Origin of the sequence: Mycolicibacter heraklionensis (assembly GCF_019645815.1) — a bacterium.
GTDB lineage: Bacteria > Actinomycetota > Actinomycetes > Mycobacteriales > Mycobacteriaceae > Mycobacterium > Mycobacterium heraklionense.
On record NZ_CP080997.1, the window covers coordinates 4,807,830 to 4,824,298 of the forward strand.

The 16,469-nt window shown below is 71.4% G+C and carries 7 protein-coding genes; 2 read left to right on the forward strand and 5 right to left on the reverse strand.

What is annotated here, in order from left to right:
- Window positions 1–30: 30 nt before the first annotated feature.
- The 5 genes from K3U94_RS24245 to K3U94_RS22420 all read right to left on the reverse strand — a co-directional run bounded on the left by K3U94_RS24245 (window position 31) and on the right by K3U94_RS22420 (window position 14,230).
- Window positions 31–6,654 (reverse strand): PE family protein, encoded by a 6,624-nt coding sequence (locus K3U94_RS24245; protein WP_220695074.1) that lies wholly within the window; start codon window positions 6,652–6,654, stop codon window positions 31–33.
- Between the two features lie 52 nt (window positions 6,655–6,706).
- Window positions 6,707–8,971 (reverse strand): hypothetical protein, encoded by a 2,265-nt coding sequence (locus tag K3U94_RS22405; RefSeq protein WP_220695075.1) that lies wholly within the window; start codon window positions 8,969–8,971, stop codon window positions 6,707–6,709.
- Window positions 8,972–9,006: 35 nt separating this feature from the next.
- Window positions 9,007–11,196 carry an autotransporter outer membrane beta-barrel domain-containing protein gene (locus K3U94_RS22410; protein WP_220695076.1) on the reverse strand — a complete coding sequence of 730 codons (2,190 nt, stop codon included), beginning with the start codon at window positions 11,194–11,196 and terminating at the stop codon, window positions 9,007–9,009.
- 552 nt (window positions 11,197–11,748) lie between these two features.
- Window positions 11,749–13,638 (reverse strand): fatty acyl-AMP ligase, encoded by a 1,890-nt coding sequence (locus tag K3U94_RS22415; RefSeq protein ID WP_220695077.1) that lies wholly within the window; start codon window positions 13,636–13,638, stop codon window positions 11,749–11,751.
- Window positions 13,639–13,681: 43 nt separating this feature from the next.
- On the reverse strand, window positions 13,682–14,230 hold the full coding sequence (locus tag K3U94_RS22420) for a hypothetical protein (RefSeq protein ID WP_230987298.1): 549 nt from the start codon (window positions 14,228–14,230) through the stop codon (window positions 13,682–13,684).
- A gap of 77 nt (window positions 14,231–14,307) precedes the next feature.
- Between K3U94_RS22420 and dprE1 the strand changes: the two genes are divergently transcribed.
- Both dprE1 and dprE2 read left to right on the forward strand, forming a co-directional pair.
- Window positions 14,308–15,690: a decaprenylphosphoryl-beta-D-ribose oxidase gene (gene dprE1 / locus K3U94_RS22425; RefSeq protein WP_220695078.1), complete on the forward strand. Its 1,383-nt coding sequence runs from the start codon at window positions 14,308–14,310 to the stop codon at window positions 15,688–15,690.
- Between the two features lie 11 nt (window positions 15,691–15,701).
- Window positions 15,702–16,466, forward strand: coding sequence for a decaprenylphospho-beta-D-erythro-pentofuranosid-2-ulose 2-reductase (dprE2, locus tag K3U94_RS22430; RefSeq protein ID WP_220695079.1), 765 nt, complete (start codon window positions 15,702–15,704; stop codon window positions 16,464–16,466).
- Window positions 16,467–16,469: the final 3 nt, after the last annotated feature.

Below are 16,469 nucleotides of genomic sequence, written 5' to 3' on the forward strand. Positions count from 1 at the left end.
GTTGATTCGTTGATCAATGCCGCGAACGTCTTAGCCGGTAGTGCCGGTCGATCCGCCACTGCCGGCGGCGCCGTTGGCGCCGTCGGCCCCACCGGTGCCCCCCGCACCGCTGGATGCGTTCGAGCCGTCGGCGTTGTGGCCGCCCGCGCCGCCGCTGCCGGCCGCGCCGCCGCTGCCGCCGGAGTCCGCGGTCCCGCCGGACCCGCCCTGGCCGGCCGTCTGGCTTCCCAATGCGGTGCCGCGGCTGGTGTTGCCGCCGTCGCCGCCGTCGCCGCCGTTGCCGCCGTGACCACCGGCACCACCGTTGCCGCCGGCGCCACCCACGCCGGCCTGACCGGCGCCGTCCGCACCGGCCGCGCCGGCGTCGCCGCCCTGGCCGCCGATGCCGCCCGCACCGCCGTTACCGCCGTAGCCGCCGTTGCCGCCGTTGCCGCCCTGGCCGCCGACCGCGGAGGTGCCGCCGACCGGCGCCGACATGTAGGCCTGCCCGCCGGTACCACCGTCGCCGCCGTTACCGCCGACGGTGCCGTCGCCGCCGTTGCCGGCCGCACCGCCGACACCACCGTTGCCGCCGACACCCGACACCGACCCACCGGCGCCGCCGGCCCCGCCGGCCCCGCCGTTGCCGCCGGTCACACCGTTGACGCCGTTGCCACCGTTACCGCCGTTGCCGCCGGTCCCACCGTGAGCGCTGCTGGAGCTGCCGCCGACGTAGGCGTAGCCGCCGGTACCGCCGTCGCCGCCGTCGCCGGCAACGCCGCCGGTACCACCGTTACCGCCCTTGCCGCCGGTGGCGGTCTGGCCCAGCCACGCGCCGGTGTTGCCCCGGCCGCCGGTGCCACCGTTGCCGCCGTTCTGGATGTGTCCGCCGTTGCTGGCGTTATTGCCCGCGGTGCCGTTACCGCCGACGCCGGCCGTGCACGAGGTGGTGCCCACGGTGCTGCCGCAGTCAGATCCGGTGCCTCCGTTACCCGCCGACGGGTTCGAGCCGCCTGGGGTGGGCGCGACCGGGTTGGTGCCCAGCGCGCCCTTACCGCCGGCGCCGCCGTCGCCACCGTTGCCGTTGGAGCCGGCCGCACCGCCGAGGCCGCCGTTACCGCCGGATTGGCCGACGTTGTTGATCACGCCGACGCCGTTGCCGCCCGCGCCGCCGTTACCGCCGTTGCCGCCGCCGCCGGCCGCGCCCACGTCGCCGTGCGCGCCGTCGCCCGCGCTGCCGACCCCGCCGGCCCCACCCTGTCCGGCCGTGCCGCGTTCCCCGCCGGTGCCGCCGTTGCCGCCGTTGCTGGCGTTTGCGGCGGCGCCGCCGCCAACACCCTGACCACCCTGGCCGCCGGTCCCGGCGTCACCCGCGGCACCGCCGCGACCGCCGGCCCCGCCGGTGCCGTGGGTGGCGGTGCCGCCCTGGCCGCCCACGCCGCCCTGGCCGCCGTTGCCGGCGTCACCGGCGTTGCCGCCGTTCTGGCCGGCGACGGTCGCATTGAGCCCGGCACCACCGAGACCGCCCGTGCCGCCCGCGCCGCCCTGACCGCCGACGCCGCCATCACCGGCCACGCTGCCGCCGGCACCCCCGGTGCCGCCGTTGCCGCCGAGTCCGCCGTTGCCACCATGCGTGCCGGTGCCGGAGGCATCGGTGACCCCGGCCGCGCCGGTCGCACCGGCACCGCCGTTTCCGCCCGCACCGCCGGTGCCCACCGTCCCGGCGTTGCCGCCGTTGCCGCCCTGACCACCGACCTGGAGAGTGCCGTTGATCAGGATCTGGCCGGCGCCGCCGTTGCCGCCCGCGCCACCGTTGGAGTGGCCCGCGGCGCCGTCTGCGCCATCCGCGGCTTGGATGCCATCGGCTCCGATGCCACCGGCGGCGCCGTGACCGGCCTGCCCCACTTCGCCACCGTCACCGCCGTTGCCACCGGTGCCGGCTTCCAGGTCAAGGCCGCCGCCGGCCCCGTCGCCGCCTCGGCCGCCGGTCCCGCCGTTGCCGGCCGCTCCACCGGTGCCACCAACCCCACCGGACCCGGCCGCACCCGCGTTGCCGTTGACCGCGGTGCCGCCGGCGCCACCGTTACCGCCGTGTCCGGCGTTGCCACCGTCGCCGCCGTCGCGACCGTCGCCGCCGTCGGTGCCCTGCCCCGCGGCGTCGGTGACTCCCGCGGTGCCAGTCAGGCCGTTGCCGCCGGCACCACCGTTGCCGCCGGCACCGCCGCGGCCGCCCGCGCCACCGTCACCGGAGATGGCGCCACCCGCGCCGCCAACGCCGCCGTTACCGCCGGCCGCACCGTTTCCGCCGTGGGTTCCGTCGCCGCCGGCGTCCGTGACACCCGCGCTCCCGGTCGCGCCCGCGCCACCATCACCACCGGCGCCACCGGTGCCGATCGCACCCGCGTTACCTCCGGCACCACCGTTTCCGCCGGCCTGGGCGGCGCCGTTGGACAGCACCTGTCCCGCACCGCCGGTACCGCCGGCACCACCGTTGCCGCCGCCGACCGCCGCCGCTCCCGCGACACCGCCGGCGCGCTGGGTGACACCGTCACCGCTCAGACCGCCTTGCCCTGCGCCACCGGCGTGGCCCGCGGTGCCGGCAGCACCACCGTTGCCGCCGTTTCCGGCGACCAGGTTCAACCCGCCGCCGGCACCTTGCCCACCGGCACCGCCGTCGCCGCCCTTGCCGGCGTTGCCACCGTTTCCGCCGATCCCGCCGATCCCGGCCTTGCCCGCCGTCCCGTTGACCGCGCTGCCGCCGACACCGCCCTGGCCGCCGACACCGCCGGTTCCGCCGTTGCCGCCGTCGGCACCGGTGCCGCCGTTGCCGCCGGACAATCCGCTGCCCGCCGCGGCATCGGTGCCCGCGGCGCCGGTCAGACCGGTCGCGCCGTTGCCTCCGTTACCGCCGTGGCCGCCGACACCGCCGGCGCCACCGTTACCGGCGATCGATCCACCGCTACCGCCGGCACCACCGACACCACCGGTGGCGCCGTTGGCGCCGTTTGAGCTGTTGACCGAACCGGTCCCACCGCTGGCGCCTGCGCCACCGTCGCCACCACGGCCACCGTTGCCGATCGACCCGGCGTTGCCGCCGTGGCCACCGGCGCCGCCGACCTGCATCGTGCCGTCGGCGAGCTCCCGGCCGTCGCCGCCGCGGCCACCTTCACCGCCGTTACCGCCGCCGCCGTTGCCGCCGACCGCGCCCGCCGCGCCGGCCTGGCCGGATCCGGCGCCGCTGCCACCGGCGCCACCGGCGCCCGCCGTGCCGCGCTCGCCGCCGTTGCCACCAGTGCCGCCGCTGCCGGCGGTGGCGCCGGTGCCGCCACCGGTGCCGACGCCACCGTTGCCGCCGTTGCCGGCCGCACCCGCGGTGCCGCCCTGGCCGCCGGCACCACCGTTGCCGTTGGTGGCGCTACCGCCGACGCCGCCCGTGCCACCGGTGCCGCCGACGCCGCCATTGCCGCCGGCCGCGCCGGACGCGCCGCTGCCCGGCGTGACGAAGCCGGCGTTGCCGCCATTGCCGCCCGCACCGCCGGCGCCGCCCCGGCCACCGACACCGCCGTCACCGGAGACGGTGCCGCCGGCACCGCCCTTTCCGCCGACGCCGCCCGCGGCGCCGGTGCCACCGGTCAGTCCATTGCCGCCCGCGTCGCGGCCGCCGGTCGCGCCGGCTGCGCCGCTGCCGCCGTTACCGCCGGCGCCGCCGGTGCCGATCGCACCCGCGTTGCCGCCGTTGCCGCCGGCACCGCCCGCCTGGACCGTGCCGTCGGCCAGCACCTGGCCGTCGCCGCCGTTGCCGCCGACGCCGCCGATCGCACTGCCCGCCGCACCCGCGGCGCCGCTGGCGGCCTGCCCGCCGGCGCCGTTACCGCCCGCGCCACCGTTACCGGCCACACCCGCCGTGCCGCCGCTACCGCCGTTGCCGCCGTGGCCGGCCACTGCGTTGGTGCCGCCACCGGCGCCGTCGCCTCCGGCGCCACCGGTGCCGCCATTGCCGGCCGCGCCACCGACACCACCGACACCACCGACGCCCTGGCCACCCGCGGAGCCGTGCGCCGCCGTGCCGCCCGCACCACCGACGCCACCGACACCACCGGTGCCGCCGTTGCCGCCGACGCTGGTGGTGCTGCCACCGTCGCCGCCGTTGCCGCCGCTGCCCGCGACCGCGTCCGCGCCATCGATTCCGTTGGCGCCGGCACCACCGGCACCGCCGGTGCCACCCACGCCACCGGCACCGCCGACACCGCCGTTGCCCGAGACCGAGCCGCCGGCACCACCCACGCCACCGGCTCCGCCGACACCGCCGGTCGCACCGTTGGTGCCGTTACCCGAACCGCTGGTGATCCCGGCCGCGCCGGTCGCCCCGGCGCCACCGGTACCGCCGGCACCGCCGTCGCCGACCGCGCCCGCGTTACCGCCGTGGCCGCCCACGCCACCGGCCTGGGCCGTGCCGTTGGCCAGCAGTTGCCCGGCACCGCCGGTGCCGCCCGCGCCGCCGTCGCCGCCGGTTCCGGCCGCGCCCGCGGCACCACTTGCCGCGTGGGTACCGCCGGCGCTCAGGCCGCCGGAGCCGCCGGCGCCTCCCATACCGACCGTGCCCCCGTTGCCGCCGAGGCCACCGGCGCCGGCCGCGGCGGCCTTGCCGCCACCGGCGCCCGTGCCACCCTGACCACCGTCGCCCGCGTTGCCTCCGGCACCGCCGGCACCGCCGACACCGCCCGCACCGAATGCACCCGCGGTGCCGTGCGCCGCGGTGCCGCCGGCACCACCGTTGCCGCCGAGTCCGCCGACGCCACCCTTGCCGCCGTTGCCACCGTTCTCGCCGGTCCCGCCGGCGCCACCGCTGCCGGCGGCGGCGTTCTGACCGGCATCGCCGGTCTCCCCGGTCCCGCCGGCACCACCGGTGCCACCGACACCGCCCGCGCCGCCGGCACCACCGTTGCCCGAGACCGATCCACCGGCGCCGCCGGCGCCACCGTTGCCGGCAACTCCACCCGCACCACCCTGCAAGCCGTTGCCGTTGACGTCGTTGCCGCCGAGGGCACCCGCCGCGCCGTTACCGCCGACGCCACCGTTGCCGCCGTTACCGGTCGACCCACCGTCACCGCCCCGACCACCGTTACCGGCGGACTGGCCCGGGTTGACCGCGCTGAAGCCGGCGCCACCATTGCCGCCGTTACCACTGACGGTGGCCGCTTCGCCGGCACTGCCCGTCACGCCGGCAACGCCTCCGGTGCCGCTGCCCGCAGCGCCGCCGCGGCCCGCGGCCCCGGCGATCCCGGCGTCGCCGCCGCGGCCGCCGTTACCGCCGTTGATGTGCGCGGCGGTTCCGGCCGCGCCGTTGCCGCCGTTGCCGCCGGCACCGCTGTCGCCGCCATCACCGCCGGCGCCACCCGATCCGCTGTGGCCCGCGGAGCCGAACAGGCCGCCCGCCCCGGCATCGCCACCGACACCGCCGTTGCCGCCCACGCCACCGACACCACCGTTGGTGCCGGCACCGCCGTTGCCGTTGCCGAGGCCGGTGAAGGTGCCCTGCGCGCCATCGGTGCCCGCCGCGCCGCTCCCGCCGTCGCCGCCCACGCCGCCCGCACCGCCGGACCCGCCGTTGCCGAAGAAGGTGCCGCCACCGCCGCCGACGCCACCGGCACCACCGACGCCGCCGTTGCCGCCGTCCCGGCCGCCGGTGAAGCCGTCACCGCCGGCACCACCGGCACCACCGACCCCGCCGTTGCTGAAGTACAGCCCGCCCCGGCCCCCGGCGCCGCCTGCCCCGCCGGCCCCGCCGTCGAGGTGCGCAGCGGTACCGTCGCCGCCGGCGCCACCGTTGCCGCCGCTACCGCCGTTACCGAAGAAGAACCCGCCGGCGCCCCCCGCGCCGCCAGCGCCACCGGCGCCGCCGAACTGCCCGGCCGTACCGTCGGTTCCGTTGCCGCCATTGCCGAAAAGGCCGCCGCCGTTGCCGCCCACTCCGGGCGCGCCGTTGATCGGAGCCGGGTCGCCGGCCAAGGCGGCGAACGTGACCATCCCAGGACCGCCGGCCCCGGAATCGCCGGCTCCGGTGTCACCTGCGCTGCCGGCATTGCCACCGTTGCCGAACAACCAGCCGGCGTTGCCGCCGTTACCGCCGTAGCCGAAGCCGTCGCCCCCGTCCCCCAACAGCAGGCCGGCGTCGCCGCCGTTCGGGTTGTCCGGCGTACCGTCGGCGCCGTCGCCGATCAGGTACACCCCGAACATGCTGTTGATCGCACCGTTGACCTGCAGGCCCAGCGGGCTGTTGATCCAGTTCTCGATGCTGGTGTGCATCGGCTCGTAGAACAGGGTGTTGAACAGGTCGGAGAACGGGTCACTGGCCGCCGCGGACATCGGGACCAGCGCGGCGTCCCAGCCGCTGTCGAGCTGGGCGAACAGCGGCGACCAGGAGTCGGCGTCGAAGATCGTCTGCCACGACGCCGTGTCGCCCAGGGTGGTGAAGGCGTCGGTCAGGTTCTGGCCGAGCAGGTCGGAGACCCAGTCCAGCTCGTCGGCGTGGGCCGGCGGCGCGGCGGCCAGCGGGCTCATCCCGAAAGCCAGGAACGCTCCCACCGCGCTTCCGGCTCCGGCGATGCGTTTGCGCCGACGCGCCCCGGTGGGGTTCGCCGTCCGCCGTTCTACACCGTCGTGCCTGCCGCCCATTGCTGTTTTCCGCCCTTGTTTCATGAAGTGTTGGTAAGCCGAAGGATTGAACTCAGAAGCCGAACAGTCCGCCGAGCTGCCCGATGCTGACGGAGATCAGATCGGTGCCGGAGATGCCCATGTTGGAAAGCAGGCTGTCGAGGTCCAGGCCGCCGAGGCCCAAGTCGTCGATCACGTCGTTGACCGTCAGGCCGGCCAGGCCCAGGCTGGCCACCAGCGAGTCGACGGTGACGCTGCCCAGTCCCAGCGAGTTGGCGATGTCGTTCACGGTGACGCCGCCGAGCAGGCGCTGCAGGATCTCGTCCAGGTGGACGCTGTTGAGGTTCAGGTCATCGAGCAGGTCCCCGACCTTGGCGCCGCCCAGCAGGCTCTCCAAGAAGCCGTCCAGGTGAATGTTATTGAGCCCCAAGTCGTTTGCGATCGAGCCCAGTGTCATACCACCCAGCACGTGGTCGATGAGGCCACCGATGTCGACGTTGTTCAGGCCGAGGTTGCCCAGCAGCCCGTTGATCGTGACGTCCAGGCCCAGCCGGTCGATCACCGTGTCGATGTTCAGGTTGTTCAGGCCCCAGGAGCTCAGCATCGACACCACCGAGGTGTTCATCAGCCACGAGAAGCCGTTGTTGAGCAGGCCGCTGAGGGTGACACTGTCCAGCCCCAGGTTGTGCATGACCGTGTCGAAAGGGGTGCTCAGATTCAGGCCGGTGAGGAGCTCGCTGAGCTTCTCACCGCCCACACCGGTCGCCCCCAGCAGCTGGCCGATGGTGATGTCGGACAGCGGAGTACCGGGTGCCACGCCCAGGCTCGGGGCACCGGCACTGTAGAGCCGCTGCAGCGTTTCCAGCAGGCTGTTGGGCCCCATCAGACTGTTGAGGGTTTGGTAGCAGGACACGTTGTACAACCCCGGCAGCAGGGGGCAGGTGATGTCCGGGACGGGGATCGCGCCGTCGGCGAGTTCGAGCAACGTCTTGTCGCCCATCCCGGCCTGGGTCAGCAGGTCGGTGAATTTCTGGTCGCCGATCTCGGTGCCTTCGAGCAGGTCACCCAGCGTCATGTTCGACATCTCGGCGCTCTGCAGCAGCTCGGAGAGCGACATGTCATAACCGGCGCCCTGCAGGATCTCGATCACCAGGTCGCCGACGGTCATGCTGCCGGCGCCGCCGCCACCGAACATGCCGCCCAGCAGGCTGTCGATCAGCTCGGCAAGGCTCTGGTCGCCGAAACCGGAGGCGTCCAGCGCCGGGTTGATGATGCTGCCGAGCGTCAGGTCCGCACCGCCGAACTGACTGAGCAGGTCGGTGACGGTCGCGTCGCCGCCCACCGTGGTGTGAACGAGGTCTTTGAGCGCGTCGCTCAGGGTCAGGTCGCCGACACCGAGTTGGCCGAGCAGGCCGGTGATGGAGGTGTCGGTCATCCCGGCGGCGTGCAGCAGTCCGGTCGCGAGCTCGCCCACCGACTGGTCGCCGAGGCCGAACTGGTCGAGCAGGCCGGCCAGGGTCGGGTTGCCGATGCCGGCCTGGCCGAGCAGACCGGTCAGCACCTCGGCGATCGACTTGTCACCCAGACCGACCTGGTCGGCCAGGCCGGAGATCGTCGGGTTTCCGATGCCCATCACGTCGAGCAGGTTGGCCGCCAAGTCCGCGATCGGCTGGTCGCCGATCCCGAATTCGGACAGCAGCGCGGTGACGCTCAGGTGGCCGAAGCCCAGGCTGTCGAGCAGGCCGGTCAGCAGACCCTCCACCGACTGGTCTCCGATGCCGAACTGGCCCAGCACGTCGGCCAGAGTCGTGTTTCCGACACCGGCCAGGTCCACCAGCTGGCCCAGTTGCATGTCGATGGTCGCGGTGTGCGGTGCGACGAACAGCCCGTTGAACAGCGGGATGTTCATTCCCGCCACGTCAATGCCGGCCGTGCCGAAGAGGAAGGCGTTGATCAGCGTGCCCGGAGCGTTGAGCAGGATCATGAACGCGTTGGCCGGGTCGGTGGCGAGCTGATCCATGATGTCGTTCCACGCGTTGTTCAGCGTGATGAACGGGCCGATCATCGCCAGCAGGTTGTGCAGCGTCGAACCCAGCTCGATGTTGATCTGTGCGGGCAGCGGTACCGCGTTGACGGTGATCGTCGGCAGCAGTCCCCAGCTGGTCAGCAGTCCGGTGACGTCGTTCGCCGGGTCGGAGGTCAGGGTCACCGAGTGCTGCTGCGCAGCAAAGGATGTCGGGATGACCGGCAGCGGTGCCACCGACGGAACGACGGCGATCAAACCGGCGCCGACGACGGCGATCCCGGGTGTGAGGTAGGGACGAAGGGTCTGCAGCATCAGGTTCTCCGAGTCGATTCGGTGGATGGGGGCGGTTACACGCCGCCGAACAGCGAGGCGAAGAATCCGCCGAAATCGCCGAGATGGGTGTTGATCAGCACCATGTCCGACAGCCCGAACTGGTCGAGCAGGTCGTTGAGGGTGTCGCTGCCCAGGCCCATGTTGGTGAGCATCGAGTTCAATGTCCCGTCGCCGAACAGGTCGCCGAGCAGCTCGTTCAGTTCGGTGGTGGCCAAATCGAAGCCGCTGAGCAGATCCGCGATGGTCTGTCCGCCCAAGAAGCCGCCGACCAGCTCGTCGAGGTCGGTGGTGGCGAATCCCAGGCCGCCCAGCACCGAGCCCAGCGTCATGTCGCCCAGCAGGCTGTGCAGCAGCGCGTCGAGGTGGGTGTTGCCCAGGTCGGTGCTGCCGAGCAGCGAGCCCAGGGTCTGGCCGCTGAAGATGCCGTCGAGCAGGTCACCCAGGTGCTGGTTGCCGATGCCCGCGTCGTCGAGCAGCTGCCCCAGGGTGCCGGTGCCCAGCAGGTTGCCGAGCATCTCGTCGAGGGTGGTGTCGTTCAGCCCCAGGTCGGTGAGCAGCTGACCCAGGCTGGTGTGGTCCAGGCCGAAGCTGGCGACCAGCTCGTCCAGCGTCTGGGTGTTCATGCCCATACCGGTGAGCACCGAGCTCAGGGTCATCGAGAGGTTGGCTTCCAGCAGCTCGCTGAGCTTCTGGTCGGCCATCGGCCCGAGCAGCTGGGCGATGGTCTGGTCGCTCATGCCCTGGTCCGCCAGGATGCTGTTGATCGTGGTGGCGTTGAGCCCGCCGATCATGCCCTGGCCGCCGATCTTGTCGGCCACGGTCTCGCCGCCGGTGGCCCAGATCAGGTTGTTCAGGGTCAGGCCGCCGAAGCCGAGGTTGGTGAAGACGGTGCCCAGCGAGACGTTGCCCAGGTGCATCGCGTCGACGATGTTCTGCATGGTCAGACCGCCCAGGCCGGCGGCGTTCACCAGATCGCCGACGGTGGCGTCGCCCAGGCCGGCGCCGCCGAGGAAGTCGACGGCCAGCGACCCCACGCTGACGTCGCCCAGGCCCATCGCGTCGATCAGGTCCAGCGGGGTCCGCTGACCCAGGTCCAGCGCGTCGAGCACCTTGGGCAGGATGTCGCCGACGGTCAGGTCGGCCAGGCCCAGCGAGTCGAGCAGGTCCACCGGGGTCCGCTGCCCCAGGCCGAGCCCGTCGAGCAGGCTGGTGGCCAGGCCGGAGACGGGCCGGTCGGCGAAGCCGAGCTGGTCGAGCAGGCCGGTGACCGTCGGGTTGCCGATGCCGGCCGCGTCGAGCACCGCCAGCAGTGCGCCCGAGACCGACTGATCGGCCAGGCCGACGTTGCCCAGCAGGTCACCCAGCGTCGGGTTGCCGATGCCGATCGCGTCGAGCAGTTTGGTGCCCAGGTCGGCCACCGACTCGTCGCTGAGGCCGATGTTGCCCAGGATGTCGATCAGGTTCTTCTGCCCCAGGCCCATCGCGTCGAGCAGTCCGGTGGCGAGCTGCGCGGCGGACTGCGGCCCGATACCGATCGCGTTGATCAGGTCCAGCGGGGTCTGGTCACCCAGACCCACCCCGTCGAGCAGGCTGGTCACCATCGACCCGATCGGCAGGTCGCCGATCCCGATTCCGGACAGGATCGTGGTCAGGCTCTTGTCGCCGAGGTTGACGGTGTCCAGAACCTGGCCGAGGGTGAAGTTGAGGTCGAAGGGCTGGGCACCGACCAGCAAGCCGTTGAACGCCGGGACGGTGATGCCGAACAGGTCGATGGTGTTGGTGCCGTTGAGCCAGGCGTTGAGCAGGGTGGCCGGCGCGTTGAACAGGATGCTCAGCGTGTTGGCCGGGTCGATGGCGATCGCGGCCCAGATCTCGTTCCACGCGTTGGTGACCGTCACGAACGGTGCGACCGACGACAGCAGCAGCCCGAGCTCGGACGGCAGCATCCCGGAGTCCACCTGCTGGCCCAGGTTGGCGAGGTTGGCGGCCGTGTTGCTGAACAGCTGATCCCAGGTGACCAGGACGTCGGAGGTGTTGGCCACCAAGCGCAGGTTGGACGGTTGCTGGACCGGCGCCAGATCCGGTCGCGGCGCCGGCGAGGTATGCAGGCTCACCTGCGGGATGGGCACAGCAGTGACGCTGACGAGACCGGCACCCACCAGGGCGACGCCCGTCGTGGCGTAGGGACGAAGTAACTGCTGCATCGGAAATTTCTTCCATCTCGGAGGATCAAACGTTCGCGACAGTACATGAGCATCGTCACATTTCAAATAGGGATTTCTCAGGGTCACAGGCGATTTTTTCAGGCCTCAAAAGACAACGTTTGTAGTCAAAATTCCGACAACACACGTAGTCACTAAAGTGACAACATGCGTGGTCAGGCCAGGTACAGACCCGCGGTACCACCTAAACTTCCGGAGAATTCCAATTTTGTCGCCCCCATTAACATCTTTTAAGCGACGCGATTAACAACTTTTTGATCCACCGTAGGCTGATAAATCACTTAGGGATCACATATCGCGACTGGCGGCCGTGGTGGACGACCGTCCACCGACTGGTTACCGTGCGTTCCGCCTCGCCGGGCGCATTCCGGCGGCCGCGGACGGGTCGCGAGAGCGTCTTAGCTCGCCCGCCGACGCCTTGGTGCGGCCACCGCCGCGCAGCGGGCGGCACCGGCGAGATCCGGGTTTGCTGGACGCCGTAACCGCGACACCCGCGCGGTCTTGATGTGCGACACGCCGACGGCGCGTCGGTGGCTAGTCCGATTCGCGCCGCTGGCGCGCCAGCCCGCCTACGAACCGGGCCAGGCCGAGCGCCATCCGCTGTTTGGCGGCCGTTCCCGGGTCGGGGGCCGGGGCCTGCGGAGCGTTCCACTGGGCGACGGCCGCCAGCTCGCCCGCACTGAATTTCTCCCGGCATGCGGCCCGCTGGATCTTGCCGCTGGACGTGGTGGGAATGCTCATCGGCTTGACCAGGAGCACGTCGTGCACCTCGGTCCGGTGGTGGCGCCGGACCGCGTCGCGGATCGCGGCCAGCACACCGTCGGTGTCGGTATCGGTCGACCGGTGTCGCTGCACCTCTTGGACCACCACAAGTCGTTCGCAGGCAAAGGGGTCCCCGGGCTCGCCGGTGATCGCGAACACCGCGCCGCGCCCGGCCAACAACACCGGGTTGCAGCCCTGCACGGTGCGCTCGATGTCGTTGGGGTAGTGCACGACGTCGCCCAGGACGACCAAGTCTTTACAGCGCCCGGTGACGAACAGTTCACCGTCATGCAGGAAGCCGCGGTCCCCGGTGCGCAGGAACGGGCCCTCTCCGGTGTCGGACAGGTGCGCGGCGAAGGTCTGTTCGGTCTCCGCGCTGCGCCGCCAATATCCTTGCCCCACACTGGGTCCGGAGACCCAGATCTCCCCGACTCCGTCGGCGTCGCACTCGACTCGGGTTTCCGGGTCGACGATGATGACCCGCTGGCCGCCCCGCGGCCGCCCGCATCCCACCACCGCGGCCGCGAACGGATCATCCGGCGCGGCTTCGACCACCCGGTCCTCGCCGAGTGCGCCGCGATCGACGTGCACGATCACCGGCGACCCCCGCGCCCCAGCACCCGACCCACCCGACACCCCCAGCGTCGCCTCCGCCAGGCCGTACACCGGCAGAAACGCCTCGGGGGCGAACCCGGCCGGCGCGAACGCCTCGGAGAAGGCCCGCAGCGATGCGGGATTCACCGGTTCGCCGCCGTTGAGGGCGACCTGCCAGTTGGACAGGTCGAGCGCTGCGCGCTCCGGCGGCGTGCTGCGCTTGACACACCAGTCGTAGGCGAAATTGGGTGCGCCGGAGATGACGGCTCCGTGCCGCGACATCGCTTCCAGCCATCGCATGGGGCGCATCAGGAAGGCACCCGGCGACATCACCACCGTTGTCGTCCCGACATACAGCGTCATCAGCACACCCCCGATGAGGCCCAGGTCGTGGTACTGCGGCAGCCAGGTCACCGAACCCACCGGGCGGTGGAACACCGGGTTGTCCGGCGCGGGGTCCCAGGTCTGGCGAACGGTCTCCAGGTTGTGCAGGAAGTTGCCGTGGGTCAGCACCACGCCCTTGGGTGCCTTCGTAGTCCCCGAGGTGTATTGAATTGCCGCGACGGTCGCCGCGGTCACCGGCGGCAGCGCCCAGCGGTCGGCGGCGGCCTCATCGCCGCTCAGTTCTTCGGTGGCGAACCACTGCAGCGGCGCCAAGCCCGCGGCCTCGGCGGCGCGGTCCGCCGCAGCCCGGATCCCGTCTTGGGTCTTCGCGGTGGCCAAAGCGATCTCGGCGCGCGCATCGGGCACGATTGCCGCGATCCGCGCCGAGGTCCACTGCGCGTCCACCGGTATCGCGACGGCGCGGGCATACAGGCAACCGAAGAAACCGACGATGCTGTCCAGGCCCGGGCGGCAGAAGATCAACACCCGCTGGCCTGCTGCGCCGTGCTGCTGCAGGCCGGCGGCGACCGCCCGGGCCCGACGATCCAGCTCGCGATAGGTCAGCCGGTCGTGTTCCTCGTCGCCGTCGGGGCAAAACAGGAACGCGACCTTGTCGCCATGGCGGTCAGCCTGCTGCTGCAGCAGGTCCACCAACGTAAATGCGCTGGGCTCTGTCATCGACATCGCCCAGCGCACCTACAGATCGAACGGAATTACTGCTGCTGAATTACTGCTGCTGGCAGAGGTTGTCCAGGACGTCGATCTGACCGCGCAGCTGGTCGCGCAGCGGCTGCTGGACGGCGTCCTCGGGCGAGTGCCCAGCCAGGTAGTTGATGCTCAGCGCCTCGAGTGTGTCGGCCATGTCGCCAACGGCCTTCGCCAGGTCAGCCGGGGTGCCCGGGTTGGCCTCGAGGTTCTGGTGCAGGAAGGCGCCGCCGGCGAACAGCGAAAGCCGCGCGTTGGTGCCGACCGCCAGGTCACCGGCCAGGTCACCCGGAACCGGGTTCTGCAGGTTGGTGTTGAACTGGGTGCCCTGACGCACGACGCTCTGCGCCTCGCAGATTTTGCCCTTGGCTTCGGCGCGCTGGTCGTCGGAGAATTTCTGGCTCGTCGACGGGTGGAACCACCCGAAGATGGCCAGAACGATGCCGATCACGGCCAACGCCAACGCGGCGATCGTGGGCACCGACAACGCCGACGCGGAGGTGGAAGATTGCGGAAAACCCGCGGTCTTGGGCTTGGCAGAGGAGGATTCGCTAGCAGAAGTCTCAGGCATTGCGCGATCGTAGCGGGACAGGTCGCAATAGTCACGCTGAATCGGGATCCGGCGCGTTGGCGGTACCCTCATGTGCGATGTTGAGCACCGAGTTGCAGACCACGCCGCGCCGGCTCACCGGCTGGGGCCGCACCGCGCCGAGCATGGCGCAGGTGTTGTCGACCCCCGACGTCGAAGTCATCGCCAAAGCGGTGGCGCGGGCGGCCGACGACGGAAACCGCGGCGTGATCGCCCGCGGCCTGGGTCGCTCTTACGGCGACAACGCCCAGAACGGCGGCGGTCTGGTGATCGATATGACCGCGTTGAACCGGATCCACTCGATCTCAACCGACCGCGGTGTGGTCGACGTCGACGGCGGCGTGAGCCTGGACCAGCTGATGAAGGCGGCATTGCCCTTCGGGTTGTGGGTGCCGGTGCTGCCCGGGACGCGCCAGGTCACCATCGGTGGGGCGATCGCCTGCGACATCCACGGCAAGAACCACCACAGCGAGGGCAGCTTCGGCAACCACGTGGTGTCGATGGAGTTGTTGACCGCCGACGGTTCGGTGCGGCACCTGACGCCCGACGGCAGCGAATCGGAGCTGTTCTGGGCCACCGTCGGCGGCAACGGCCTGACCGGGATCATCCTGCGCGCCACCATCGCCATGACGCCGACCGAGACGGCGTATTTCATCAACGACGGCGACAACACCACCACTCTTGATGAGACCATCGCCTTCCACAGCGACGGCAGCGAAGCCGACTACACCTATTCCAGTGCGTGGTTCGACGCGATCAGCCCGCAGCCGAAGCTGGGCCGCGCCACCATCACCCGCGGGCGGCTGGCCCGGCGCGACGAGCTGCCCAAGAAGCTGGCCCGCAACCCGCTGAAGTTCGACGCACCGCAGTTGATGACGGTGCCCGACATCTTCCCCAACGGGTTGATGAACAAGTTGAGTCTGAGCGCCATCGGCGAGCTGTACTACCGTCGCGGCGGCCACTATCGCGGCAAGGTGCAGAACCTGACGCAGTTCTATCACCCGCTGGACCTGCTGGGTGAGTGGAACCGCGGCTACGGTCCGGCCGGCTTCGCGCAGTACCAGTTCCTGGTGCCCACCGAGGCCGTCGAGGAGTTCAAGAGCATCATCATCGACATCCAGGCCAGCGGGCACTACTCGGCGCTGAACGTGTTCAAGCTGTTCGGGCCGGGAAACGAAGCACCGCTGAGCTTCCCGATGCCCGGCTGGAACGTGTGCCTGGACTTCCCGATGAAACCCGGCGTCAACGAGCTGCTCAACTCCCTCGACCGCCGCGTGCTGGAGTTCGGCGGCCGGCTCTACACCGCCAAGGACTCCCGCACCACCGCGGAGAACTTCCACGCCATGTACCCGCGGATCGACGAATGGATCGCGGTGCGCCGCAAGGTGGATCCCGACGGGATCTTCGCCTCCGATATGGCCCGACGTTTGGAGCTTCTGTAGATGGTGTGCCCGTGGTTTTAGATGCGACCTCAAATCCCCAGTCGATTCTGCTGCTGGGCGGTACTTCCGAGATCGGCCTGGCGATCTGTGCGCGCTACCTGCGCAACGCCTCGGCCAGCGTGGTGCTGGCCTGCCTGCCCGGTGATCCCGGCCGGGACGGCGCGGTGGCCGCGATGCAGGCGGCCGGCGCCAAGTCGGTGCGGATCGTCGACTTCGACGCGCTGGACACCGCAAGCCACCCGGCGATGATCGACTCCGCGTTCAGCGCCGGCGATATAGATGTGGCGATCGTGGCTTTCGGCATGGACGCCGACGCCGAGGAGCTCTGGCACAACCAGGCCAAGGCCGTGCAGGTCGCCGAGATCAACTACACCGCAGCGGTTTCGGTGGGCGTGTTGCTCGCGGGCAAGATGGGCGCCCAGGGTTTCGGGCAGATCATCGCGATGAGCTCGGTGGCCGGCGAGCGGGTGCGCCGCACCAACTTCGTCTACGGCTCCACCAAGGCCGGGCTGGACGGCTTCTACCTCGGCCTGGGCGAGGCGCTCCGCGAGGACGGGGTGCGGGTGCTGGTGATCCGGCCCGGCCAGGTGCGCACCCGGTTCTCCGCGCACGTCAAAGAGGCGCCGTTGACCGTCGACAAGGAAGACGTCGCCGAACTGGCGGTGGCCGCAGCCGCCAAGGGCAAAGAGATCGTCTGGGCGCCAGGGGCGTTCCGCTACGTCATGATGGTGCTTCGGCACGTCCCGCGGGCGATCTTCCGCCGGTTGCCGATCTAGCCG

Bases quoted from the DNA above. Each gene is read 5' to 3' on its own strand.
- K3U94_RS24245 (WP_220695074.1), bottom strand. From the start codon at position 6,654: ATGGGCGGCAGGCACGACGGTGTAGAACGGCGGACGGCGAACCCCACC.
- K3U94_RS22405 (WP_220695075.1), bottom strand. From the start codon at position 8,971: ATGCTGCAGACCCTTCGTCCCTACCTCACACCCGGGATCGCCGTCGTC.
- K3U94_RS22410 (WP_220695076.1), bottom strand. From the start codon at position 11,196: ATGCAGCAGTTACTTCGTCCCTACGCCACGACGGGCGTCGCCCTGGTG.
- K3U94_RS22415 (WP_220695077.1), bottom strand. From the start codon at position 13,638: ATGTCGATGACAGAGCCCAGCGCATTTACGTTGGTGGACCTGCTGCAG.
- K3U94_RS22420 (WP_230987298.1), bottom strand. From the start codon at position 14,230: ATGCCTGAGACTTCTGCTAGCGAATCCTCCTCTGCCAAGCCCAAGACC.
- dprE1 (WP_220695078.1), top strand. From the start codon at position 14,308: ATGTTGAGCACCGAGTTGCAGACCACGCCGCGCCGGCTCACCGGCTGG.